We start from the raw sequence: 23154 nt of genomic DNA, 5'->3' as shown, positions 1-23154 counted from the left end.
TTTTTTAATGGGTGAATTTGCGGGATGTTAATTTAATAATGTGTAGAACACAATTGTACATTATTACTATATTTCAATAGTTTTAAAACTACTGAAACTTCATTCTACTTACTCACACATAAAAATAAACAATTAAAAAACATGGGGTTACAAAAAAGCCGCATAGTGGAAGAAGAATTGATACTGCATATAATTGCGTTTTTAAAAAGGATATAAGCAAAATAACATCTAACTAAGAATAGTTTAGACCCTAAAATGGAGAAATACCAAAAACCATTCCTTAAATAGGGGCAAAAAAATGCCACCAAAATGGTGGCATTTACACACGGGGTTATTTCTACTTATAGAAATTCTTTACGTTTTGTTTACTTAAACATTTTTTTGAAAGGTAGCATTTACACCCATTTCAAGCAACTTAAAACGCTAAACGGTTAACTCATCGGAACAGTTTATAGAGTTAAACTCTAATACATACGTATTTTTCTTCTAGGTATTCATCTAAACCTTGGTGACCACCCTCTCTTCCAAGGCCTGATTGCTTTACCCCACCGAACGGTGCTACAGGGTTTGATATAACGCCCTCATTTACACCTACCATGCCAAACTCTAGCCCTTCGCTTATACGATAGATTTGTTTAATGTTTTGGCTATAAAAGTACGCAGCTAACCCATAAGGGACGTCATTAGCAAGCGCAAGGACTTCGCTTTCTTCATCAAATGGGATCACCGTTAATACAGGGCCAAATACTTCTTCGTGATAAATATCCATTTGTGTAGTGACATTAGTAACTATTAATGGGTTTTGAAAGCTGCCACCTAAATTGCTGTTATCACCAATTAGCGTAGCGCCTTTATCGAGAGCGTCTTTAATCAATTGTTGTACTTTCTCTTTTGCTTTGGGATAAATAAGCGGGCCTATGTCGGCATTTTCATCAAAACCGTTTGCAACGTTGAGCGCAGCGACTCTGGGTGTAATTTTTTCAAGCACTTCATTTAATATACTGCGCTGGATGAATATACGGTTTGCCGCTACACACGCTTGGCCACTATTTCTAAATTTAGCTGCCATTAGGCCATCAATAGCGTCATCAATATCGGCATTATCAAAAATAATGAACGGCGCATTGCCACCCAATTCCATTGATGTTTTTTTAATTGTCTGTGCACACTGTGATAGTAACTGCTTACCTACACCTGTAGAGCCAGTAAAGGTAAACTTACGTACCACCTCTGAGTCAGTCAACATTTTACCAACGTCTTTAGCGTTTTGTGATACCAACACATTGAATGCGCCTTTCACAAAGCCAGCCTGATCAGCTAAATACGCTAAAGCAATAGCGCATAGTGGTGTATGTTCAGAAGGTTTTAAAATGAAACTACAGCCAGCAGCATAAGCAGGGGCTACTTTTCGAGTTACCATAGCCACAGGAAAGTTCCATGGTGTAATACCTGCTACCACGCCAATAGGTTGCTTGAAGCTAGTTAAACGATGCCTGTTATCGGTGGCGGGGATCACATCACCGTAGCTGCGTTTAGCTTCCTCTGCAAACCATTTAATAAAACCGGCGCCATAATCTATTTCACCTAGCGATTCTTTAAGCGGTTTTCCCTGCTCTTTAGTCATAAGTGTAGCTAGCGTTTGTTTGTGCTTTATTACCAGATCATACCAACGCATCAGAGTTTCACTTCGCTCGGTTGCATTGGTGGCTTTTAATTTTACAAACGCGCCTTTTGCCGCATTAATAGCTATATTTACACCTTGCTCGTCAATATCGCTTACTTCAACAATACTTTGTTCGGTGGCGGGATCATCAACGCTAAAGCGTGTGCTGGTTTGATAAAATTCACCGTTTATAAACGAGTCTGAAAAAATAAGATCACTCAAAATACACCTCCGGAATAAGTTTCGGGTTACGGGCTTCGAGCCTCGAGCCTCGGGCTTCGATAAATTACCCGCGCCTCGCAGCCCGTGGCTCGTAACCTTTAACCTTTAAAAAGACGCGAGGTAAACCCGCTGCTACTTATCAAAAAAAAAGCCGCTGTGTTAAACAGCGGCTTTTAATATAATAGTCGTTAATTAAAAAACTAGTGTTCTTCATTAACGATATTGAGATTGTACTTAGGTATTTCAACCACTAAGTCTTCATCTCTAATGATTGCTTGGCAACCTAAACGTGACTCTGGTTCTAAACCCCAGGCTTTATCTAGCATGTCGTCTTCTAGATCGTCACTTTCATCTAATGAGTCAAAACCTTCACGGATCACTAAGTGACAGGTTGTACATGCACATGATTTTTCACAGGCATGAGGAATGCTAATGCCATTTTTAAGCGCGATATCAAGTACCGTTTCGCCAGCGGGCGCTTCTATTGCAGCACCGTCAGGACACAACTCCGGATGGGGAAGAAAAACAATTTGTGGCATTCTAATCTCTCTTATATATTGTCTACTGACTGGCCTGTTAAGGCTTTTTTAATTGATGCATCCATTCTACGCGCGGCAAAATCACTACTCGCATTGTCCATTTTTTCAATGGCTGCTTTAATTTCGCTTGGCTCTTGTGCACTCTCGCGTACTTTTGCAAGTTCGTTTATTTCCACTTTTAGCGCCGCTAGTTGCTCAGGCTCAAGTAAATCGCCATCAGCTGCTAAAGAGGCTTCCATTGCTTCTATTACACGAAGCGCTTCAACTTGTTGCTCTTTAAGCATACGCGCTTGCATGTCGCCTTTAGCGTTACTCATCGACTCTTTAAGCATATTAGCAACTTGGTCGTCAGACAAACCAAACGACGGTTTTACTTGTATTTCTGCTTGAACGCCGGTTGATTTTTCCATGGCTGATACGCTTAGTAAACCATCAGCGTCTACTTTAAAGGTAACGCGAATATGCGCCGCTCCCGCCGCCATAGGTGGAATGCCTTTTAAGCTGAACTTTGCCAGCGATCGACAATCGTCAACCAGTTCACGCTCGCCTTGTAATACATGCAACGACATGGCCGTTTGACCATCTTTAAACGTAGTAAATTCTTGCGCACGTGCAACTGGGATAGTGGTATTGCGAGGAATGATTTTTTCAACCAAGCCACCCATAGTCTCAAGGCCTAGCGACAACGGTAACACATCCAGCAGTAACATGTCTGAATCTGGCTTGTTACCAATTAATACGTCTGCTTGTAATGCGGCACCCAGAGCAACAACACGATCAGGGTCAATTGAAGTTAGTGGTTGTTTATCAAAAAACTCGCCAACTTGAGTACGTACCAACGGCATGCGGGTTGAACCGCCAACCATCACCACTTGTAATACTTCTTGGTTTTCAATACCGGCATCTTTTACTGCACGACGACATGAGCGGAGCGTTTTTTTAACCAGTGGCATAGCCAGCTCGTTAAACTTCTCTCGCGTTACTTCAACCATGTATTTTTCATCGTCAAACTCAAGGCCAACATTCACTTTTTCGTATTGGCTGAGTGCTTCTTTACAGGCTTTGGCTTTATTTATAAATAAACGTAATACCGAAGGAGATAAGCCCGTCACGCCGGTTTCTTGTTTTAAGTAGTCAACTAATAATGAGTCAAAGTCATCACCGCCTAGGCTTGAATCGCCACCAGTGGCCAACACTTCAAACACGCCTTTATTTAAGCGCAGTATAGAAATATCAAATGTTCCGCCACCTAAGTCATAAACAGCAATTATGCCTTCTTGGCCTGAATCTAAACCATAAGCAACGGCAGCCGCGGTTGGCTCGTTTAATAAACGCAGTACATTAATGCCGGCAAGTTCAGCCGCATCTTTAGTGCTTTGGCGCTGTGCATCATCAAAATAGGCTGGTACGGTAATAACTGCGCCTAAAATATCTTGATTACCAAAGCTTTGTTCTGCACGTGCTTTTAGCGCACCTAAAATATGGCTTGATGCTTTTACTGGGCTGATTTCCCCGGCTTCAGTTGCTATCGCAAGTGCGCCGTTATCATCGCAAAATTGATAAGGCAGTTGGCCATAGCTTTGTTCTATTTCGGCTTGGGTTTTACCTAAAAAGCGCTTAACTGAAATGAGTGTATTAACCGGATCGAGTGTAGCTGCTTGCATCGCGTCTGCACCCACGGTTATGCCACCAGCTTGGTAACGCACTACAGACGGCAACATTGCTTCGCCTGACTCATCAGTAATAGTACGAGCTTCGCCGCTTTGTACGGTTGCCACTAATGAATTCGTGGTACCTAAGTCAATTCCAATTGCTAGTTTATGTTCATGTGGTGCCGCGCTCTGCCCCGGCTCAGCAATTTGCAATAATGCCATAATGCTCTTTAAACTCGTGTTGCTCGCTTTGCAGCAAGTGAATTAATCGTCAAATAAACTGTCTTCAATGCGTTCAAGTTCGTCGCGTAACTTATAAACAAACTTTAGCTTACGGATACTGTCTGCTGCTTGTTGATATTGCTGCTCATCGTTACTTGCTAACTGCTCTGCCAATTGCGCACTGTACTGCTGATCAAGCTGCTTTATTTGTTTTTCAAAATGATCAATAGCAGAATCAGGATCGCTTGCGCTCGCTAACTCTTCAAGTTCTTCGCGAAGCTCCATTTGCTGCATTAAAAACATGGGATCTTGCAATGTTTGCTGCTCAGCACGAATATCTACGCCTAGCTCGCTCAGCATATATTCTGCACGTTTAACGGGATGCTTAAGTGTTTGCAGTGCATCATTAATTTCGGCAGTACTTTGTACGGCCATTAATTTATCACGACTGCTAGCGTTAGCATGGCGATCAGGGTGAACAGCACGTTGAAGTTCTAAGTAGTGCTTGTTAATCGTTGCTAAATCAATATTGTAGTCAACGGGAATTGCAAATAACTCAAAATAACGCATAACTTCTCACAAATGACAAAGCCCTACATTAATTGGCAGGGCTTAGTTATACCCAAGTAGCTTAGGTATCCAAAACAAGTTTGAGCTTAAACGGTAAAGCTTTCGCCACAACCACACTCATCAGCTTGATTAGGGTTGTTAAATTTAAACCCTTCATTTAAGCCTTCTTTAGTGTAGTCGAGCTCAGTGCCGTCGATATAAACTAAGCTTTTAGCGTCAACAATTAAGGTAACGCCTTTGGCCGCAAATGTTTCATCGTCATCGTTTAGCTCATCAACAAACTCTAATACATAAGCAAGACCTGAACAGCCCGTCGTTTTAATGCCAACTCGCAGGCCTATGCCTTTACCACGGTTTGCTAAAAATGATTGTACGCGGTTTGCTGCCGCATCTGTCAATGTCACTGCCATGAATATCTCTTAGTTTGTATGTTTGCTTTTGTAATCTGCAATTGCTGCTTGAATTGCATCTTCTGCTAAAATTGAACAGTGAATTTTCACTGGTGGTAATTCTAGCTCTGCGCTGATATCGGTATTTTTGATAGTAGACGCTTCGTCTAGTGTTTTGCCTTTAACCCACTCTGTTACCAGTGAAGATGAAGCAATTGCACTACCACAGCCGTACGTTTTGAATTTTGCATCTTCAATCACGCCTTCTGCAGACACTTTAATTTGCAGTTTCATTACGTCACCACATGCTGGTGCGCCTACCATACCCGTTGCCACTGACGGATCGTTTTTATCTAGAGCACCTACGTTACGTGGGTTTTCTACGTGGTCGATTACTTTATCACTGTAAGCCATAATTCTATCCTCACTACCTGCTAGGTATGGGCACCACTAATTAGTGGTGCGCCCATTCAACTGAATCTAAATCAACACCTTCTTGGTGCATTTCCCAAAGAGGAGACATTTCACGTAAACGGCCAATCGAGTTTTTCATTAGCTCAACGGTGTAATCAATCTCTTCTTCTGTGGTAAAACGGCCAATACTAAAACGAATTGAACTATGTGCTAATTCGTCGTTGCGGCCTAATGCACGTAATACGTAAGAAGGTTCTAAACTTGCAGATGTACAGGCTGAACCTGACGATACCGCAATATCTTTAACGGCCATTAGTAACGACTCACCTTCAACAAAGTTAAAGCTGATATTAACAATACCAGGTACTGATTGGTCTTGTGTGCCGTTAAAGTACACTTCGTCCATATCTGTTAAAATGCCGTCGATTAGGCGTTTACGTAACGCACTGATGTGTGCGTGATCTTTTTCAAAATCTTGTTTTGCAATTCTAAATGCTGCGCCCATACCTACTAACTGATGGGTAGCTAATGTACCAGAACGCATACCACGTTCATGGCCGCCACCGTGCATTTGTGCTTCTAAACGTGCACGTGGTTTACGACGAACATACAAAGCACCTACGCCTTTAGGTCCGTATACTTTGTGCGCCGAGAATGACATGAAATCTACTTTGGTTTGTTGCACATCGATTAAAACTTTACCTGCGCTTTGTGCTGCATCTACGTGGAACATAATTTTACGTTCGCGACACATTTCACCAATAGTGTTGATGTCTTGGATTACACCTAGCTCGTTATTTACATGCATAATGCTTACAAGCACGGTGTCGTCACGCATCGTATCTGCTAATTTTTGCAGATCAAGTAGGCCGTTTTCTTCAACGTCCATATAAGTTACTTCAAACCCTTGACGCTCAAGCTCACGACATGTGTCGATAACTGCTTTGTGTTCAGTTTTAGCGGTAATAACATGCTTACCTTTTTTCTTGTAAAACTGAGCTGCACCTTTAATAGCAAGGTTATTTGATTCTGTTGCACCCGATGTGAATACAATTTCACGTGGGTCTGCATTAATTAAATCGGCAATGTCAGTACGTGCTTGGTCAACGACTTCTTCAGCTTGCCAACCAAAACGGTGTGAACGCGATGCTGGATTACCAAAATTACCGTCCATAGTCAGGCACTGCATCATTTCTTTGGCAACTCGTTCGTCAACGGGCGTAGTTGCTGCGTAATCTAAATAAATCGGTAACTTCATTTCTCTCTCCGCTGCAGGTCAACCTTAAAGTTGACAGCTTACTTGAATATTTTCCAACTGCTTAATTGCATCATTAACGCTGTTTTCTTGGCGAAGAGCGACCGCTTTAACGTCCGACTTTTCGACCAGTTCAGCTAAGGTAATATTATTTAAAAATTCTTCAATTCGTGCGCTTAAGTCTGACCACAATGTATGGGTTAAACAACGCATGCCACTTTGACAACCAGTATTGCTTCGCTGACACCGTGTAGCGTCAACAGATTCATCTACCGCATTGATAACATCGCCAACTGAAATTACATCGGCCTCACGTCCTAGTAAATAGCCCCCACCAGGACCTCGAACAGAACTCACTAGCCCATTCTTACGTAAACGGGCAAACAACTGCTCAAGATAAGACAAAGAAATTTCTTGGCGCTGCGAAATATCTGCAAGCGCTACAGGGCCTATATTTGCATGTAGTGCAACATCCAGCATGGCTGTAACGGCGTATCTGCCTTTTGATGTTAACTTCATAACGCCCCCCGCACAAAAGAGTGCAAATTTTAATTACCAGAGTAGATTAGTCAAGTATTCTAGGTTCTAAAAAACTTGTAATACCCGACTGTTTTGGTCAAGTATTGGGTCTATTGTAATTACCTGAGTAATTTAGTCAAGTATTAGTAGAGCAATAAAGGGCGCTATTTATAACTAATTGCTATTTTATAGACTTATTAATTGAGGTAAGAATACCTCGTAATATGTTCATTTCAGCATCTTCAGGGCGAGCACGATTAAACAAGCGACGTAGCTTAGTCATTACCATGCCTGGGTGCTGCTTAATGATGAAGCCTGTTTTAAACAAGGTGTCTTCAAGATGTTCGTAAAACAGCTCTGTTTGTTTAGACGATGGATATAGGGTGTCGTCTTCTTGTTGTTCCGCTTTAGGCTGTTGACTTAAAAACGCCATACGCGTTTCATAACATAAGGTTTGTACTGCCATGGCTAAATTTAGCGAGCTGTATTCTGGGTTAGCAGGAATACACACATGGTAATTACACAGTTGTAATTCTTCGTTTGTTAAGCCACTGTTTTCACGACCAAATACAAGTGCTACAGGGCCATTTACAGCTTCGTCAACAAGCTTTTCACCACATTCACGCGGCTCTACCATAGGCCACGACAATGTACGCGAGCGAGCGCTAGTACCAATGGTTAATGCACAATCAGCAATGGCATCAGCAACCGTATCAACAATAACCGCATTACCAAGTACATCTGTAGCACCTGCAGCCAGTGCGCTGGCATGACTATCTATTTCACAAGCAGGATCTACAAGGTATAACTTTGATAATCCCATGGTTTTCATGGCGCGTGCCGCAGAACCAATATTGCCAGAATGTGAGGTATTAACTAAAACGATGCGGATATCATCTAAGATCATTACAGTGCTACTTATCGAGTACAAAAAAATTGCGCAAATTCTAGCATGAAAACGCGTCGAGATCCTATATTCAATAGTTGAGATCTAAAAGATCAGTTCGGGGTCAGCGGTCAGCGGTCAGCGGTCAGCGGTCAGCGGTCAGCGGTCAGCGGTCAGCGGTCAGCGGTCAGCGGTCAGCGGTCAGCGGTCAGCGGTCAGCGGTCAGCGGTCAGCGGTCAGCGGTCAGCGGTCAGCGGTCAGCGGTCAGCGGTCAGCGGTCAGCGGTCAGCGGTCAGCGGTCAGCGGTCAGCGGTCAGCGGTCAGCGGTCAGCGGTCAGGTAGTAAAATAAAACACCGAGCCTTATGCAAGCCCAGTTTTTATATTATAGGTGAGAGTTTACCTCGCGCATTTTCACAACATGTCAAACTACCTGCGCGGCGTAAAGCCCCGCCTACGTTTAATCCAAACACCGTACTTGGCTTAATCTTTTGCTGACAACTGACAGCTGAAGACTAAAAACTGTTCTTTAACCTAAACCATCGCGGCTTTTACATATACATCAAAGCGGTTTTTCTTAGTTTTGATTTGCATACTCGGGGTTTTATCATTTAAAAATGGTGCGTAATCGGGGCGTTTCACTACTACACGCTTACTGGCAAGAGGGTAAGCAAACTCGAGTAAATCATCGGCGTCGGTATCGCCACCCACTAACTCTTGGAATACCCGCATTTCTTTTTTAACCAGCGCTGATTTTTCACGGTGCGGGAACATTGGATCAAGATAAACCACATCGGGCATGCTGTCACATTGGGCAAGTAAGGTATGGCTTGAGCCAAAGATAAGGCTCATATTTTGCTGCATCCATGGGCCAATTTCACTATCGTTATAAGCACGTTGTAAGCCATCATATAACAGTGCAGCAACCACGGGGTGGCGCTCATGTAAAATTACTTTACAGCCTAGCGAGGCTAACACAAAACCGTCGCGTCCAAGGCCTGCTGTGGCATCGAGTACCACTGGCGTTGCGCCCTTATTAAGACCAACTGCTTTGGCAATTGATTGCCCTTTACCACCACCAAATTTACGCCTATGTGCAACGGCACCAGTTACAAAGTCTACGTTAATAGCACCTAATTTTGGCTCGTCAGTTTTATACAGGCTTAGTCCTTTATCATCGTAATGCAAGCTAAAACCACTGCTTTGCTCTGCCCATTGAGCAAGCCCAAAGCGTGCTTCTAACTCATTTAAATAAGGTCGACACTCTTTAAACGCACACTGTATAACCACTTCACACTCCGATGATAAATTTCACCGTTATTATACCCAAACAAAGTCAATATACGATCTCTAGTTTAAAACAACTCAATATCGTTATTTTCGCTCTCAGGTTCTGGCTGCGTTTGTTGTTTACTTAGTTGTGTTTGAGTAATTAAGTCATCACGCTGTTGAGTGGTTGTTTTTAGTTGGTGCTTAATAAAGGCTAAATCATTAGTGGTTGCAACCAGCTGCTGTGATGTATGACTAAGCTGAGTTATTTGCTCATTAAACTGCGAAGCTGGTATCTCGTTGAGTGTTTGTATTAGCGATTGGAGTTGCTCAAGCTGCTCTGTAAGCTGGCTAATTGCACTCGTTTGCATGGCATTTTGATTTTTAAGCTGGGCAACAATATCTTTAAAAGCAAGGGTTAGCTCATTATCGCGCATTAGCCGATATTGGTGCTGCTGTATAGTAACTACTTTTTCGTTAGTTACTTCTAAAATGTGCGGAAATAAATCTTTATAGCGGCCATAAAGTGATGGCGTATCAACAGGCATATTTTTAATTAATAGTGAAATATTAGGGTAATTAATAATAGTACTATGACCAATATCAACAAAGCGTTCTGCATTTTTATGCTGTATGAGTAGCTCTTGCTCTAATGGGCATACACCAGTTTCTTGGCTATAAAACATTCCCTGGTTATTTTGCCAAAAAACAACCACGACATTGAGGTGTAATGGAGTAAAAAAACCTAAAAAGTATTCACTTAATAATTCTAAATTATCTGCATGATAGCTTTGACAAACAAAACGCATAATGCGCCCCATGTCACCGGTCTCAATCATCGCCATTTCAGCTGTTTTATTGGCCTTTGCTATATCATACTGCAGTGTTGCACACTGCTTGCGATACTGGTAAAGAATTTTAATGCGTGCCATCAACTCCTGTGCGTTAAAAGGCTTCAAAATGTAGTCAGCCCCGCCAACACTAAACCCTTTAATACGTTCAGCTTGCCCCACTTTGGATGATAAAAACATTACCGGAATATCTGTTGTGGCTTTATTTTGTTTAATAGTTTGGCAAACCTCATAACCAGACATGCCTGGCATTTCAACATCAAGCAAAATAATATCGGGGTTATATTTAATCGCTTGTCTTATGCCATCTTCACCATTTTTGGCGTGGATCACTTTGCAAAACCCAGCTAAAGATTCTTCAATAATATGGTGCATTAATTTATCGTCATCAATTGCCAGTATTAACTTTGCCATACGTTAGTCCCTTTTAGTACTTTGTTCAAAGCATAGTACGCCATGTTAAAACTACTAAAATTTATTCAAAATATTCTTTAACAGCACTGTGTTTTAGGCAATAAAAAAGCGCCACTGGGGCGCTTTTGTAATTATATTTTAATCCGCAAAGGTCAACAGACCCTAAGCGGCGATGCCGCTGTGGCGCAGAAGTGCATCTACACTTGGCTCACGACCACGGAAGTTTTTAAACAGTGCCATTGGCTCTTCGCTGCCGCCTTTTTCAAGAATGTGCTGCATAAACGCTTGACCCGTTTGTGGATTAAAAATGCCTTCCTCTTCAAATTTAGAGTAAGCGTCTGCCGAAAGTACTTCAGCCCATTTATACGAGTAATACCCCGCGCTATAACCGCCCGCAAAAATATGACTAAAGCCATGCTGAAAACGGTTAAACGCTGGCGGCTTAATGACTGAGGTACGACTGCGTACATCATCAAGCACAGCTTGAATGTTACATGGCTGGCCTGAGTCGTAGTCATGGTGAATTTTAAAATCGAATAACGAGAACTCAAGTTGTCTTAGCATTTGCATACCTGAGTTGTAATTTTTAGCGGCCAATAGTTTATCTAGTAGCTCTTTTGGTAATGGCTCACCGGTTTCGAAGTGGCCTGAAATAAAACTTAGGGCTTCTTCTTCGTAACACCAGTTTTCTAAAAACTGACTTGGCAATTCAACGGCATCCCATGCTACACCATTAATACCAGCAACAGGCGCTGCATCTACTTGAGTTAACATGTGGTGAATGCCGTGACCAAACTCATGGAACAGTGTGGTTACTTCATTATGGGTAAACAAAGCAGGCTTATCGCCAATCGCTTTATTAAAGTTACATACTAAGTAAGCAACTGGTGTTTGAAGTTCACCATTAGCGCGCACTTTACGACCCATACAGTCATCCATCCACGCACCACCACGCTTGTGGTCACGGGCGTATAAATCTAAATAGAAACGACCACGTAAAGTGTTGTTGCTATCGTAAATTTCAAAAAAGCGCACATCTTTATGATACGTATCGATGTCTTTTTGCTCTTTAACCGTAATACCAAATAAGCGGTTAACCGTTTCAAACAAACCACTGAGCACTTTATCGGCAGGGAAGTATGGGCGTAATACTTCATCTGAAATCGCGTACTTTTCTTGCTTTAGCTTTTCGCTGTAATAACCAAAGTCCCATGCCTGTAGTTCACTAATACCGTGCTGTTGCTCTGCGTATTGTTGCAACTCTTTAAGCTCTTGCTCTGCTTGTGGCTTGGATTTAGCTGCTAAGTCTTCTAAAAATGAAAATACCTGTGCAGGTGATTCTGCCATTTTTGTAGCTAACGATTTTTCGGCGTAATTATTAAAGCCCAGTAATTGTGCTAACTCATGACGCAGTGCCAGTTCTTCACTCATAATCGCCGAGTTATCAAACTCTCCTGCATTTGGACCTTGATCGGATGCACGAGTAGAAAACGCGGTGTATGTTTCTTTGCGAAGTTCACGGTCGTCTGCGTAAGTCATTATAGGTAAGTAAGATGGGAAATCGAGAGTAAATACCCAGCCTTCTAAGTCTTTACTTTTTGCTGTATCAGCCGCTAATGCCAGTGCTGACTCTGGTAAGCCCGCTAGTTGGCTTTTATCGGTAATATGCTTATGCCATGCAAGCGTGGCATCCATCACGTTATTACCAAATTTTGAAGCAAGCTCTGATAAACGCGCACTAATTTCACCGTAGCGTTTTTGCTGCTCAGGATTTAGTGCAATGCCTGAAAGCTTAAAGTCACGCAATGCGTTGGTAATCGTTTTTTGCTGGGCGGTAGTGAGTGTTTTAAATTCATCACTGTTATAAAGCGCGCTATAAGCCTCATATAAACCTTGGTGTTGGCCAACAAAAGTAGAATATTCAGAAATAAGCGGTAAACACTGCTCATAAGCTTCGCGAAGTTCATCGTTGTTCATCACCGAGTTTAAATGTGACACCGGTGAAAATAATCGCGATAGTTTATCGTCAGCTTCTTCAAGGGGTAATACTAAATCATTCCAGGTGTATGATTGCTTTGCTAATACATCATCAATTGCACTGCGACAGTGCTCAATACCTTTTTTTAATGCCGGTACTACATGCTCTGGCTTTATTTTTGAAAAAGGCGGTAAACCTTCAAGCCCGATTAGGGGATTTGTTTGTGCATTGCTCATAATCATTCTCAGTTTGTGCAAATATAAAAATGAAGTTGGGGCAAAATACGTAAATACAAGGGGAAGTGTTCAGCTCTTAGCTTAATATACGCTCGACTAATAATACCTTGATCTTAACTAGCTTGGTTTTCGTTTGATGGTAGAGATTTTAGCAGCCCCGAACAAGTGACTTGTTCATCGCATATGATATTATCGGTAAAACATTGTTAAACACATTTAGAGGATTAAACATGGCTCAGCATTTTGATTACATTGCAATTGGTGGCGGTAGTGGTGGTATTGCATCAGCTAACCGTGCAGCAATGCGTGGCGCAAAAGTAGCATTAATTGAAGCTAAACACATGGGTGGCACCTGCGTAAACGTAGGGTGTGTTCCTAAAAAAGTAATGTGGCATGGCGCTCAAGTTGCTGAAGCAATTAATCTTTATGCTCCTGATTACGGTTTTGATGTTGAAGTTAAAGGCTTTGACTGGTCAAAGCTAGTAGAAAGCCGTGAAGCCTATATTGGCCGCATTCACAAAGGCTATGATAATGGTTTAGCTAAAAATGGCGTAACTGTGATCAAAGGTTTTGCAAAGTTTGTTGATAGTAAAACCGTTGAAGTAGATGGCGAACACTATACTGCCGATCACATTTTAGTTGCCGTTGGTGGCCGCCCTACTATTCCTAATATTCCAGGTGCTGAACACGGTATTGATTCAAACGGCTTTTTTGAGCTGAACGAACAACCTAAACGCGTTGCTGTTGTTGGTGCCGGTTATATTGCCGTAGAAATTGCCGGTGTGCTGCACAGCTTAGGTACACAAACTCACTTATTTGTTCGTAAGAGCAAGCCACTGCGTACCTTTGACCCATACATTATCGACACACTGGTTGATATTATGGCAAAAGAAGGCCCAACACTGCACACTGAGTGTTCACCAAAAGAAGTGGTAAAAGAGGCTGATGGCAGCTTAACGATTCATTTTGAGAATGGTTACAGCGAAAATGTTGATCAGGTTATTTGGGCTATAGGCCGCACGCCAACAACCGATAAAATTAATCTTGCTGCAGCAGGCGTAGAAGTAAACGAAAGCGGTTATGTAAAAGTAGATGAATACCAAAACACCACAGCTGAAAATGTATACGCTGTGGGTGATATTATCGAAAATGGTATTGAGCTTACACCGGTTGCTGTTAAAGCGGGTCGTACTCTATCGGAGCGTTTATTTAATAAAGAATTGCCGAACGATTTAAAAATGGACTACAGCCTAGTACCAACCGTAGTATTTAGCCACCCACCTATCGGCACCATTGGTTTAACTGAGCAAGAAGCGATTTCTCAGTACGGCGGCGAAAATGTAAAAGTATACAAATCAAGCTTTGCGGCTATGTATACTGCAGTTACTCAGCACCGCCAAGCCTGTAATATGATGTTAGTGTGTGCAGGCGATGATGAAAAAGTTGTGGGCTTACACGGTATTGGTTTTACCGTTGATGAAATGATTCAGGGTTTTGCAGTCGCCATGAAAATGGGCGCAACTAAAGCAGATTTTGATGCGGTTGTCGCACTACACCCAACCGGCTCTGAAGAGTTTGTTACCATGAGATAAGTTCGTGGTTCGAGGTTCGAGGTTCGAGGTTCGAGGTTCGAGGTTCGAGGTTCGAGGTTCGAGGTTCGAGGTTCGAGAAAATAAAAAAACCTTGCGGTTTGAAGTGACCCCCAATAGTTGGACATTCCAATTACTGGGGGTCTTTTTATGTCCAAACATCACCGAGCTTTCAAGCTCAAAATAGCTGAACTCGCTTTGTCTGAAAGCTCTTCGGCGGTAAGTAACAGATTTAATGTTACAGACAGGCAGGTCCGATATTGGACCGCTATTTATCGAATTCATGGCGCTGAAAGCTTCAGGTCTGTTCACAAACCTTATTCTCTAGCATTTAAGGCTGAAGTGTTAAAAACGATGACAGCAAACAGTTGGTCACTCGGTTATACCAGTGCTTTCTTCGATTTATCGTCCCCAGGCATTCTTTTTCAATGGCAAAAGCTTTATGCTCGTGATGGTATATCACGTCTTAAACCACAGAGAAAAGGTAAGCCATTCATGACAAATAATTCTTCTTCATCAAAACTAGTAGAGCAAATGACTGAGGAGGAGTTACGAGAAGAACTAGCATACTTACGAGCTGAGAATGATGTGCTAAAAAAGTTAGAAGCCTTGGCTCAAGCCAGAAAGAAAAAAGCAAAGACAAAACGATAGTCGTCGAAGAGTTCAAGGCAAAGCATAGCTTACGACACCTTTTAAAGGCTACAGGGCTGCCAAAGAGTGTTTACTATTATCATCGCACTACTTGTAAGCAACCCTGTGCAAGCAATGATTTACTGGTAAAAATACGTGATATTTATCACGCGCATAAAGGGCGATATGGCTATCGCAGAATTACGAGTGCCCTGAGAGCAATGGGAGTACTTGTTAATCATAAGCGCGTTCAACGGTTGATGAATGAGTTAGGACTCAAGTCAAAAGTAAGGCCTAAGCGCTATAAATCCTATAAAGGTGAAGTGGGTAAAATCGCAGAAAATACGCTTAACCGCGAGTTTACTGCGCAGAAGCCAAATCAAAAATGGGTGACGGATGTGACGGAGTTTAAAGTGGATAATGAGAAGGTATATCTATCACCTATGATTGACCTATTCAACCAAGAGGTAATCAGTTACGAAGTCAGAAAATCCGTTGCACTCCCTTTGGTAACTGACATGCTTAAAACAGCAACTGCTAGGTTGAAGCCAAATGAAAAGCCAGTTGTACACTCAGATCAAGGGTGGCAATATCAAAACAAACAATATCAAAATCACCTTAAGGAAAAAGGATTGCAACAAAGTATGTCTAGAAAAGGAAATTGTTTAGATAATGCGGTTGCTGAGAACTTCTTCGGCATATTGAAGAGTGAGATGTACCACAACGAAACGTTTAAAGACGTGAATGATCTTATTGAAAACATTAAAGAATATATCCACTATTACAACAATGAGCGTATTAAACTGAAACTAAAAGGCCTGAGTCCGATACAGTATCGAAATCAGGCCTTGGCAGCCGCTTAGAAATGAGTCCAACTTTATGGGGTCACTTCAGTTAACATCGCAAGGTTTTTTTATTAAGAAGTTAGATGTTTTGCTCGAGACCCGTCGCCCGGTAACCTTCGTATTTTAAGCTAAATGCTCTCGGGCTAAATACTCTAACGACTGCATTTCTTGTAAGCGACTAATACAGCGTTTAAATTCAAAGTTTAAATTGCCTTGTGTATAGAGCTCGGTAATCGGTTTTTCTGCAGAGATAATTAACGTTACATTACGCTCATAAAATTCATCTACCAACGCAATAAAGCGCCTTGCTGCGTCATCATTATTTTGCCCTAGCTGTTTTACATTAGATAAAATCACCGTGTTATATAATCGGCTTATTTCCATGTAATCGACTTGGCTACGCGCGGTTTCACACAGTTCGCTAAATTCAAACATAACGATGCAGTCAGATACTTTGCGAGTGTTGATCATCCGCCCTTCTATTTCTATTGGGGTATCTAGTTTACCGACTTCTGGCGAGAGCTTGTCAAAATATTCGAATAGGTTTTTATCAGCTTGTTCATCAAGCGGGCTATGAAAAATTTCAGCTTGTTCAAGAGTACGCAGTCGGTAATCAACGCCTGAATCTACATTAACTATTTCAGTATGCTTATTTACTAAGGCAATAGCCGGTAAAAAACGGGCACGCTGTAAACCATTGCGGTATAAGTCATCAGGTATAATATTTGACGTGGCAACCAGTACAATACCGCGAGCAAATAGCGCTTCCATTAAACCACCGAGCAACATGGCATCGGTAATGTCTTGAACAAAAAATTCATCAAAACAGATAATGTCTGTCTCTGCTTTAAAAATATCTGCTACTGTTTCTAAAGGGTTGGCAGTGTTATTTAACTTTTTAAGTTCATCGTGTACTCGGTGCATAAAGCGGTGAAAATGCACTCGCATTTTTCTATCACCCGGTAAAGCTTCGTAAAAAGTATCAACAAGATAAGTTTTACCACGGCCTACGCCACCCCAAAAGTATAAACCTTTAATAGGGGCTGGCTCTGCTTTATTAAAAAGCTTTGCAAAAAAACCTTTAGATTGCGGTTTTGCTTGTGTTAAATCGTCGTATAAACGCTGTAAATGACGAACTGCATTTTCTTGTGCTGCGTCATGTACAAAGTCATCGCGTTGAAGGTCTTGCTGGTATGTTTGCCAAGGAGTCATATCTATTTACAGTTAAAACACAGTTTAATTTGTAAAGCATATTAACACGCATCAATACTCAGGGTATATTAGACTTAGTAGCATTTTAATTTTTTAGTTATTTTCGCATAGAGGTGAATTTATGGGTACATTTACATGGGTAGGGTTAGTGATAGTAGTTGCTATTGCTGCATTTTTCGTTGGTGCCTTTGTCACTAAAAAACAGTTTAAACAAGATGAATTAGAGCAACAAGCAGAGCAAGCTAAGCATTCGCTTGAGCAGTATCGCCAAGATGTTGCCGACCATTTAGCGAATACTGGTAAGTTAGTAAACAAAATGAAAGAAAACTACGATCAGTTATTAAGTCACGTTGAAGAAACTAATCAACTGTTACTTGAAGACAGAAATAAAGCCCCTGCTGAACCGTTTTTCTCTAAAGAAACCACCGAACAGTTACAAGCGTCATTAAAAGAACGTAGTTCAGATCGCTCAAACGCCGATGCTCAACCAGCTGATTATGTGTCGGGTAAGTCAGGTTTATTTGCAGGTGATGAGAATACTTCTAAAGCATCTTGATGAACTTTTTTTTGACCCCATAGTCTTTAGATATAACAGCTTTGTTGTTTTATCTTACTGATATACTTTTTTGAGGCTGCTTATTGCAGCCTTTTGCTTTTTAAGTGGAGTAAACCCTGACTATGAAAATGAAATTATCACTTATCAGTGCTGCTATTTTATCTACTAGCTTATTATTAAGTCCAACCGCCTCGTTTGCTAAGTTGCCGGTTGCCGTTAATGGTCAACAATTACCAACACTTGCCCCTATGCTTGAGCAAATCACGCCAGGTGTAGTGAGTATTCAGGTTTCAGGCTCTAAAGAAGTGCGTCGACGTGGTGACCCACTCGATTTCTTTTTTGGCAACCCGCAGCCACGTAGCCAAAAGCGACAGTTTAGTGGTTTAGGCTCCGGAGTTATTATTGATGCCGACAAAGGCTATGTGGTAACTAACAACCATGTAGTTCAAGATGCCGAAAAAATGGTGGTTACCCTCGAAGATGGCCGCGAATATGATGCAACAAAAATTGGCAGCGATAAAGAGTCTGATATTGCGCTACTACAAATAGACGCAGATGAATTAACCTCTGTAAAACTTGCTAACTCAGATGACTTACGTGTCGGTGATTTTGCTGTAGCTATTGGTAACCCGTTTGGTTTAAGCCACACTGTTACCTCAGGTATTGTTAGCGCATTAGGTCGTAGTGGTTTAAATATTGAAGGTTACGAAGATTTCATTCAAACCGATGCCGCGATTAACCAAGGCAACTCAGGTGGCGCTTTAGTTAATTTAAACGGTGAGTTAATTGGTATTAATACCGCTATTTTAGGTGCATCGGGTGGTAATGTGGGGATTGGTTTTGCTATTCCATCAAACATGATGAAAAACCTTGTTGATCAAATTGTAGAGCATGGTGAAGTACGCCGTGGCTCGCTAGGTATTTCAGGCCGCCCTCTTGATGCAGGCCTCGCCAAAGCACAGCAGCTTGATGTTAAACAAGGTGCTTACGTTATGCAGGTACTCGATGACACAGCTGCCAGCAAAGCCGGTATTAAAGCAGGCGATGTGATTATTAGCATTAATGGCAGTGAAATTAGTGGCTTCCATGAACTACGAAGCAAAATTGCCACCTTAGGTGAAGGCCGTGAAGTACAGCTAGGAATTTACCGTGACGGTAAAGTTAAAAACGTTGAAGTTACCCTAGATGGCGCATCAGGGATTACTGCTGCAGGTGAAGAGTTACACCCAGCATTCCAAGGTGCAACACTTGAAAATGTGAAGAAAAACAAAATGAAAGGTATTGAAGTAACTTCTGTCGATCCTCGTTCACCATCAGCACGGGTTGGCCTCGAAGAAGGCGATGTTATTGTGCAAGTAAACCGTCAACGGGTAGAAAGCATTCGCGACATGAACCAAATTATCGACGATATTCAAGGTAATATTGTGTTAGGTGTTAAACGCGGACGCGAGTCTATCTTTGTATTAATTCAGTAATAATACAATAAAAGTAACAGCGGCACTTGCCGCTGTTATTTTTTTTGTGCCATCATAAAGGGATTGCTCACTAACAATAAGAATACCGTGCTAAAACTTCTAAAATTTGTACTTCCTCCTTTGTTTGCCGGTTTAGGCATTGCTTTTTTAGTGGTTTTTTTCAGCCCTAACATGCGCACTGCATTACTACCTAATGTTCCCCTGCCAAGCGCAATGACCGCCAGCCATTTGAGCTTTTCTGATGCGGTTAAACGCGCGGCACCATCGGTTGTCACTATTTTTTCAGAGAGTATTTCTAAAGAGCCACGCTACAAGCGCCAAAATACTGTGCAAGAGCTCGGATCTGGCGTGATCATGTCACCCGATGGCTATATATTGACTAATTATCATGTGATCAATAATGCCGATCAAATACTGGTCATTCTTACCGATGGTAGACGTTTTTTCGATGTACAACTTATTGGCTTTGATACCATTACCGATTTAGCATTATTAAAAATCAATGCCAACCACCTCCCTGTTATTCCTGTTAATGACAACTACACCACGAATGTAGGCGATTTGGTGTTAGCAATCGGGAATCCATTAAATTTAGGGCAAACAATTACTCAGGGGATCATTAGCGCTACTGGTAAGCAAAAAATTACCGACAGTCCTTACAATAACTTATTGCAAATGGATGCCGCTATTAATGTGGGCAATTCGGGAGGAGCGCTGGTAAATTCTAATGGCGATTTAGTAGGGATCACCTCAGCCCAATTTAAAACCCGTGAGAACTTAAACATTCAGGGAATATTTTTTGCCGTACCTTACACCCTTGCTAAAGAAGTTATGGGTAAACTTATTCGCCATGGTCGCGTTGTTCGTGGTTATTTGGGCTTTGAAGGCACTGCAGTAGATAGTACAGGCAAAGAGGTCAATGATAGCTTAACGCCTGTCGCAGGCATGCGTATTACCAATCTCGACCCTCTAGGTCCTGCATGGCAGGCGGGTATAGAAGAGCAAGACATTGTGATTAAAATTGCAGGGCTTTCAGTGGCTAATCCACAAAATGTATTAAAAAAGATAGGCAGTACCGAGCCAGGTAAAGAAATTGAGTTTGAGCTATACCGTAACGGTAAAATACAAAAAATAATGGTGAAAGTGGCCGAGCTCGAAACCAAGCTATAAAGCGCTTGTTTATATTTTGGCATTAGACATAAAAAAACGCGATATATCATCGCGTTTTTTATGCGTTAGAATAATAATTGTATTAATTTAACTAATTGCTTTTGCGCTTAATGTTAGCACCTAACGCACTGAGTTTATCTTCAATACGCTGATAACCTCTATCTACATGATAAATACGATCAACAACCGTTTCACCTTGGGCCACAATTCCCGTTAAAATAAGGCTCGCTGATGCTCGTAAATCGGTTGCCATAACCTGCGCACCCGATAAGCTTTGTGTTTCACCACAAAAAGCCGTATTGCCTTCAAGGCGAATATTAGCGCCCATACGCTGTAACTCAGGCACATGCATAAAACGATTTTCAAAAATAGTCTCGGTAATGGTCGCACTGCCGTTAGCCACTACATTTAAAGCGGTAAATTGAGCTTGCATGTCGGTTGGGAAACCTGGGTGCGGCATAGTTTTAATATTAACCGCTTTAAGCTCTCGGCCTCGCATATCAAGATAAATACTATCCTCATGCACTTCTAGTAACGCGTTGGTTGCACGCAGTTTTTCAATTACCGGCTCAAGTGAATGAAAGTCGGTCATTTTACACAGTACTTCGCCACCGGCCATCGCGGCGGCAACTAAGAAGGTACCGGTTTCAATACGATCCGGTAATATGCGGTGCTCACAACCTGATAGGCGCTCAACCCCTTCAATCTCAATACGGCTAGAACCTGCACCAGTAATTTTAGCGCCCATTGCAATTAAGCAATTAGCTAAATCGATAATTTCGGGCTCGCGCGCTGCATTTTCTAAAACAGTTTTGCCATCTGCAAGCGTTGCCGCCATGAGTAAGTTTTCGGTAGCACCGACACTGATCATTTCCATGAAAATTTCAGCGCCTTTTAAGCGCCCATCTACTTTGGCATTAATATAACCATTTTCCACAGTTATTTGCGCGCCCATGCGCTCTAAACCTTGAATATGAATATCAACTGGGCGTGCACCAATAGCACAGCCACCAGGCAAAGATACTTGAGCCTCACCAAAACGAGCCACTAAAGGCCCAAGTGCGAGCACTGATGCGCGCATTTGCTTTACTAATTCATAAGGCGCTAACGTACTATTTACCGTGGCACCATCAATAATAAGTGAATCACCTTGCCACTGAACATCAGCGCCTAAGGTTTTTAATAAGGCTTCAGTAGTTATAATATCGCGAAGCCGCGGTACATTAGTAAAGGTACTCTTGCCCTCGGGCAATAAGGCTGCAAATAAAATAGGCAGTGCCGCATTTTTAGCGCCAGAAATAGTTACTTCACCAGCCAGCGAAGTGCCACCTTGAATTACAAATTGATCCATCTAAGGGGCCTTATTTATTGCGGTAAAATGAATTTTTGCTCACGTTTCCACTCAGTCGGAGTAAAAGCGCGGATAGAAACAGCATGAATGGTGCCATCTGAAATAGTATTCATTAATGGGCCATACACTAACTGTTGCTTTTTAACACGACTTAATCCGTCAAAGCATTCACCAACTGCAATTACTTCATAATGACTGCCATTGGCTTTTACATGTACTTCAGCTAACTGAAGTTCGTCGCGTAATAATGTTTCGACTTGACTCGTTTCCATAACTCTCACTCAAATAGGGTTGTAACCTGACCCAACTGCATAAGATTTTGCAGTTGTTCAGGTGGGTTTTGCAATTCAAGGCGAATACCTTGCTGCTTAAATTCTGTAAAAGAGTGAATTAACCAAGCTAAGCCGGCTGTGTCAACCCTTGTGACCTCAGTTAGGTCAAAATAAAGGGTTTTATGCTTAGTTTGTCGCTTAGTGTTCAGAAGCCGTTCACTGCCAATTGAGTTATGAGTCAATTCACCAGTAACTCGTAAATGCTGCTCATCAACTTGGCTGATTGCCAATTTACTCATTTGTATCGCTGCCTCTAAACTGAACCGGTAGCTTACTTTTTTGCTCTAATAGGCCGCTAACATGGTCAATACCTTGTTGACGTAAAATCCCCTGAAGTTCACTTTGTTTTGCATCAAGTAAACTAATACCTTCAGCAATCATGTCGTAAGCGCGCCACTCACCGCTTCGGTCTTCACGTACTTTAAAATCAATTTTTATATCAGGTTTACCTGCTTCAACAATTTTGGTTTTTACCACCACCACGTCTTTACCTTTAAACGGTTGCTCGGCAGCAAATTCAACTTGTTGATTAGTGTATTGGGTAAATACACCTGCATAGGTGGCAACTAAGTACTCTCTAAACGCACCAATAAAACGCTGAATATCTTCAATTGCTTTTGCTTTTTCTGCCTTGTCGGTAATTGCGCGTACCTTAGACACTTCGCTACCTAACACTCTCAGTGCCGCATATTTGTAGTCGATGTACGGCATTAACTCTTCTTCAACAATAACACGTAAATGTTCTTTATCTTTTACTATTAATGGTTGATCTTGGGTAATTCGTGCAAAGGTATTGTCAGCAACTTGGCGTACCATTTTATTAGGATCAGTTAATTTTACTTCTGCTGCTTGCACGCTTTGTACTAGCATTAAACTTACCAGCGCAATACTTACTAAAAATGTTTTCAACATAATAA

24 protein-coding genes are annotated in these 23154 nt (G+C 41.8%); 7 read left to right on the top strand and 17 right to left on the bottom strand.

Going from position 1 to position 23154, the window contains the following annotated elements:
• Positions 1-457: 457 nt before the first annotated feature.
• From AC0VZ5_RS02250 to trmJ, 9 genes are all read right to left on the bottom strand, one after another.
• Positions 458-1885 (bottom strand): NAD-dependent succinate-semialdehyde dehydrogenase, encoded by a 1428-nt coding sequence (locus tag AC0VZ5_RS02250; RefSeq protein ID WP_475474038.1) that lies wholly within the window; start codon positions 1883-1885, stop codon positions 458-460.
• 200 nt (positions 1886-2085) lie between these two features.
• Positions 2086-2424, bottom strand: a complete 339-nt coding sequence (gene fdx / locus AC0VZ5_RS02245; protein ID WP_008113929.1) for an ISC system 2Fe-2S type ferredoxin — start codon at positions 2422-2424, stop codon at positions 2086-2088.
• Between the two features lie 11 nt (positions 2425-2435).
• Positions 2436-4298 carry a Fe-S protein assembly chaperone HscA gene (gene hscA, locus AC0VZ5_RS02240; RefSeq protein WP_055013455.1) on the bottom strand — a complete coding sequence of 621 codons (1863 nt, stop codon included), beginning with the start codon at positions 4296-4298 and terminating at the stop codon, positions 2436-2438.
• Positions 4299-4340: 42 nt separating this feature from the next.
• A complete protein-coding gene (gene hscB, locus AC0VZ5_RS02235; RefSeq protein ID WP_054202355.1) occupies positions 4341-4868 on the bottom strand; it encodes a co-chaperone HscB in 528 nt (175 codons plus the stop codon).
• Positions 4869-4954: 86 nt separating this feature from the next.
• A complete protein-coding gene (gene iscA / locus AC0VZ5_RS02230; protein WP_008113924.1) occupies positions 4955-5278 on the bottom strand; it encodes an iron-sulfur cluster assembly protein IscA in 324 nt (107 codons plus the stop codon).
• A gap of 9 nt (positions 5279-5287) precedes the next feature.
• Positions 5288-5671 carry a Fe-S cluster assembly scaffold IscU gene (gene iscU, locus AC0VZ5_RS02225; protein ID WP_054202356.1) on the bottom strand — a complete coding sequence of 128 codons (384 nt, stop codon included), beginning with the start codon at positions 5669-5671 and terminating at the stop codon, positions 5288-5290.
• Between the two features lie 40 nt (positions 5672-5711).
• Entirely contained in the window at positions 5712-6929 is a 1218-nt protein-coding gene (locus AC0VZ5_RS02220; RefSeq protein ID WP_008113922.1) for an IscS subfamily cysteine desulfurase, read from the bottom strand.
• A gap of 24 nt (positions 6930-6953) precedes the next feature.
• Positions 6954-7445 (bottom strand): Fe-S cluster assembly transcriptional regulator IscR, encoded by a 492-nt coding sequence (iscR, locus tag AC0VZ5_RS02215; RefSeq protein WP_008113921.1) that lies wholly within the window; start codon positions 7443-7445, stop codon positions 6954-6956.
• 181 nt (positions 7446-7626) lie between these two features.
• Positions 7627-8352: a tRNA (cytosine(32)/uridine(32)-2'-O)-methyltransferase TrmJ gene (trmJ, locus tag AC0VZ5_RS02210; RefSeq protein ID WP_475474034.1), complete on the bottom strand. Its 726-nt coding sequence runs from the start codon at positions 8350-8352 to the stop codon at positions 7627-7629.
• A gap of 77 nt (positions 8353-8429) precedes the next feature.
• Here trmJ and AC0VZ5_RS02205 point away from each other — a divergent pair, with 77 nt between their 5' ends.
• Positions 8430-8681, top strand: coding sequence for a hypothetical protein (locus tag AC0VZ5_RS02205; protein WP_475474032.1), 252 nt, complete (start codon positions 8430-8432; stop codon positions 8679-8681).
• A gap of 182 nt (positions 8682-8863) precedes the next feature.
• On the opposite strand, the gene AC0VZ5_RS02200 is transcribed toward AC0VZ5_RS02205, so the two are convergent.
• The 3 genes from AC0VZ5_RS02200 to prlC all read right to left on the bottom strand — a co-directional run bounded on the left by AC0VZ5_RS02200 (position 8864) and on the right by prlC (position 13077).
• Positions 8864-9619: a class I SAM-dependent methyltransferase gene (locus AC0VZ5_RS02200; RefSeq protein ID WP_008115552.1), complete on the bottom strand. Its 756-nt coding sequence runs from the start codon at positions 9617-9619 to the stop codon at positions 8864-8866.
• 65 nt (positions 9620-9684) lie between these two features.
• Positions 9685-10863, bottom strand: a complete 1179-nt coding sequence (locus AC0VZ5_RS02195; protein WP_475474030.1) for a response regulator — start codon at positions 10861-10863, stop codon at positions 9685-9687.
• Between the two features lie 162 nt (positions 10864-11025).
• A complete protein-coding gene (prlC, locus tag AC0VZ5_RS02190) occupies positions 11026-13077 on the bottom strand; it encodes an oligopeptidase A (protein ID WP_464710195.1) in 2052 nt (683 codons plus the stop codon).
• Between the two features lie 230 nt (positions 13078-13307).
• Here prlC and gorA point away from each other — a divergent pair, with 230 nt between their 5' ends.
• The 3 genes from gorA (at position 13308) to AC0VZ5_RS02175 (ending at position 16159) form a co-directional block, all read left to right on the top strand.
• Positions 13308-14669: a glutathione-disulfide reductase gene (gorA, locus tag AC0VZ5_RS02185; RefSeq protein ID WP_055013344.1), complete on the top strand. Its 1362-nt coding sequence runs from the start codon at positions 13308-13310 to the stop codon at positions 14667-14669.
• A 147-nt stretch (positions 14670-14816) separates the two neighbouring features.
• Positions 14817-15317, top strand: coding sequence for a transposase (locus tag AC0VZ5_RS02180; protein ID WP_409423191.1), 501 nt, complete (start codon positions 14817-14819; stop codon positions 15315-15317).
• Positions 15314-16159 carry an IS3 family transposase gene (locus tag AC0VZ5_RS02175; protein ID WP_409425534.1) on the top strand — a complete coding sequence of 282 codons (846 nt, stop codon included), beginning with the start codon at positions 15314-15316 and terminating at the stop codon, positions 16157-16159. The genes AC0VZ5_RS02180 and AC0VZ5_RS02175 overlap by 4 nt, the downstream gene beginning before the upstream one ends.
• 105 nt (positions 16160-16264) lie before the next feature.
• Here AC0VZ5_RS02175 and zapE read toward each other — a convergent pair whose 3' ends face one another.
• Positions 16265-17353, bottom strand: coding sequence for a cell division protein ZapE (zapE, locus tag AC0VZ5_RS02170; protein WP_054202362.1), 1089 nt, complete (start codon positions 17351-17353; stop codon positions 16265-16267).
• Between the two features lie 121 nt (positions 17354-17474).
• Here zapE and AC0VZ5_RS02165 point away from each other — a divergent pair, with 121 nt between their 5' ends.
• The 3 genes from AC0VZ5_RS02165 (at position 17475) to AC0VZ5_RS02155 (ending at position 20554) form a co-directional block, all read left to right on the top strand.
• Positions 17475-17909, top strand: coding sequence for a Z-ring associated ZapG family protein (locus AC0VZ5_RS02165; RefSeq protein WP_055013343.1), 435 nt, complete (start codon positions 17475-17477; stop codon positions 17907-17909).
• A gap of 122 nt (positions 17910-18031) precedes the next feature.
• Positions 18032-19384 carry a Do family serine endopeptidase gene (locus AC0VZ5_RS02160; RefSeq protein ID WP_138623644.1) on the top strand — a complete coding sequence of 451 codons (1353 nt, stop codon included), beginning with the start codon at positions 18032-18034 and terminating at the stop codon, positions 19382-19384.
• Positions 19385-19471: 87 nt separating this feature from the next.
• Complete coding sequence (locus AC0VZ5_RS02155) at positions 19472-20554, top strand: trypsin-like peptidase domain-containing protein (protein WP_198522495.1); 1083 nt, start codon at positions 19472-19474, stop codon at positions 20552-20554.
• A gap of 91 nt (positions 20555-20645) precedes the next feature.
• Here AC0VZ5_RS02155 and murA read toward each other — a convergent pair whose 3' ends face one another.
• Genes murA through AC0VZ5_RS02135 form a run of 4 tightly spaced genes read right to left on the bottom strand, consistent with a single transcriptional unit; the run spans position 20646 to position 23149 of the window.
• Positions 20646-21905, bottom strand: coding sequence for a UDP-N-acetylglucosamine 1-carboxyvinyltransferase (gene murA / locus AC0VZ5_RS02150; RefSeq protein WP_055013340.1), 1260 nt, complete (start codon positions 21903-21905; stop codon positions 20646-20648).
• Positions 21906-21919: 14 nt separating this feature from the next.
• Positions 21920-22177, bottom strand: a complete 258-nt coding sequence (locus AC0VZ5_RS02145) for a BolA family protein (RefSeq protein ID WP_007378312.1) — start codon at positions 22175-22177, stop codon at positions 21920-21922.
• A gap of 5 nt (positions 22178-22182) precedes the next feature.
• Positions 22183-22476, bottom strand: coding sequence for an STAS domain-containing protein (locus AC0VZ5_RS02140; protein ID WP_198522494.1), 294 nt, complete (start codon positions 22474-22476; stop codon positions 22183-22185).
• On the bottom strand, positions 22469-23149 hold the full coding sequence (locus AC0VZ5_RS02135; protein WP_475474025.1) for an MlaC/ttg2D family ABC transporter substrate-binding protein: 681 nt from the start codon (positions 23147-23149) through the stop codon (positions 22469-22471). The genes AC0VZ5_RS02140 and AC0VZ5_RS02135 overlap by 8 nt, the downstream gene beginning before the upstream one ends.
• Between the last annotated feature and the right edge of the window lie 5 nt (positions 23150-23154).

The organism is Pseudoalteromonas sp. QJM3NY_12, from assembly GCF_056173165.1.
Note: the sequence above shows the minus strand (reverse complement) of the source record. Positions and strands in the feature narration are given on the sequence as shown.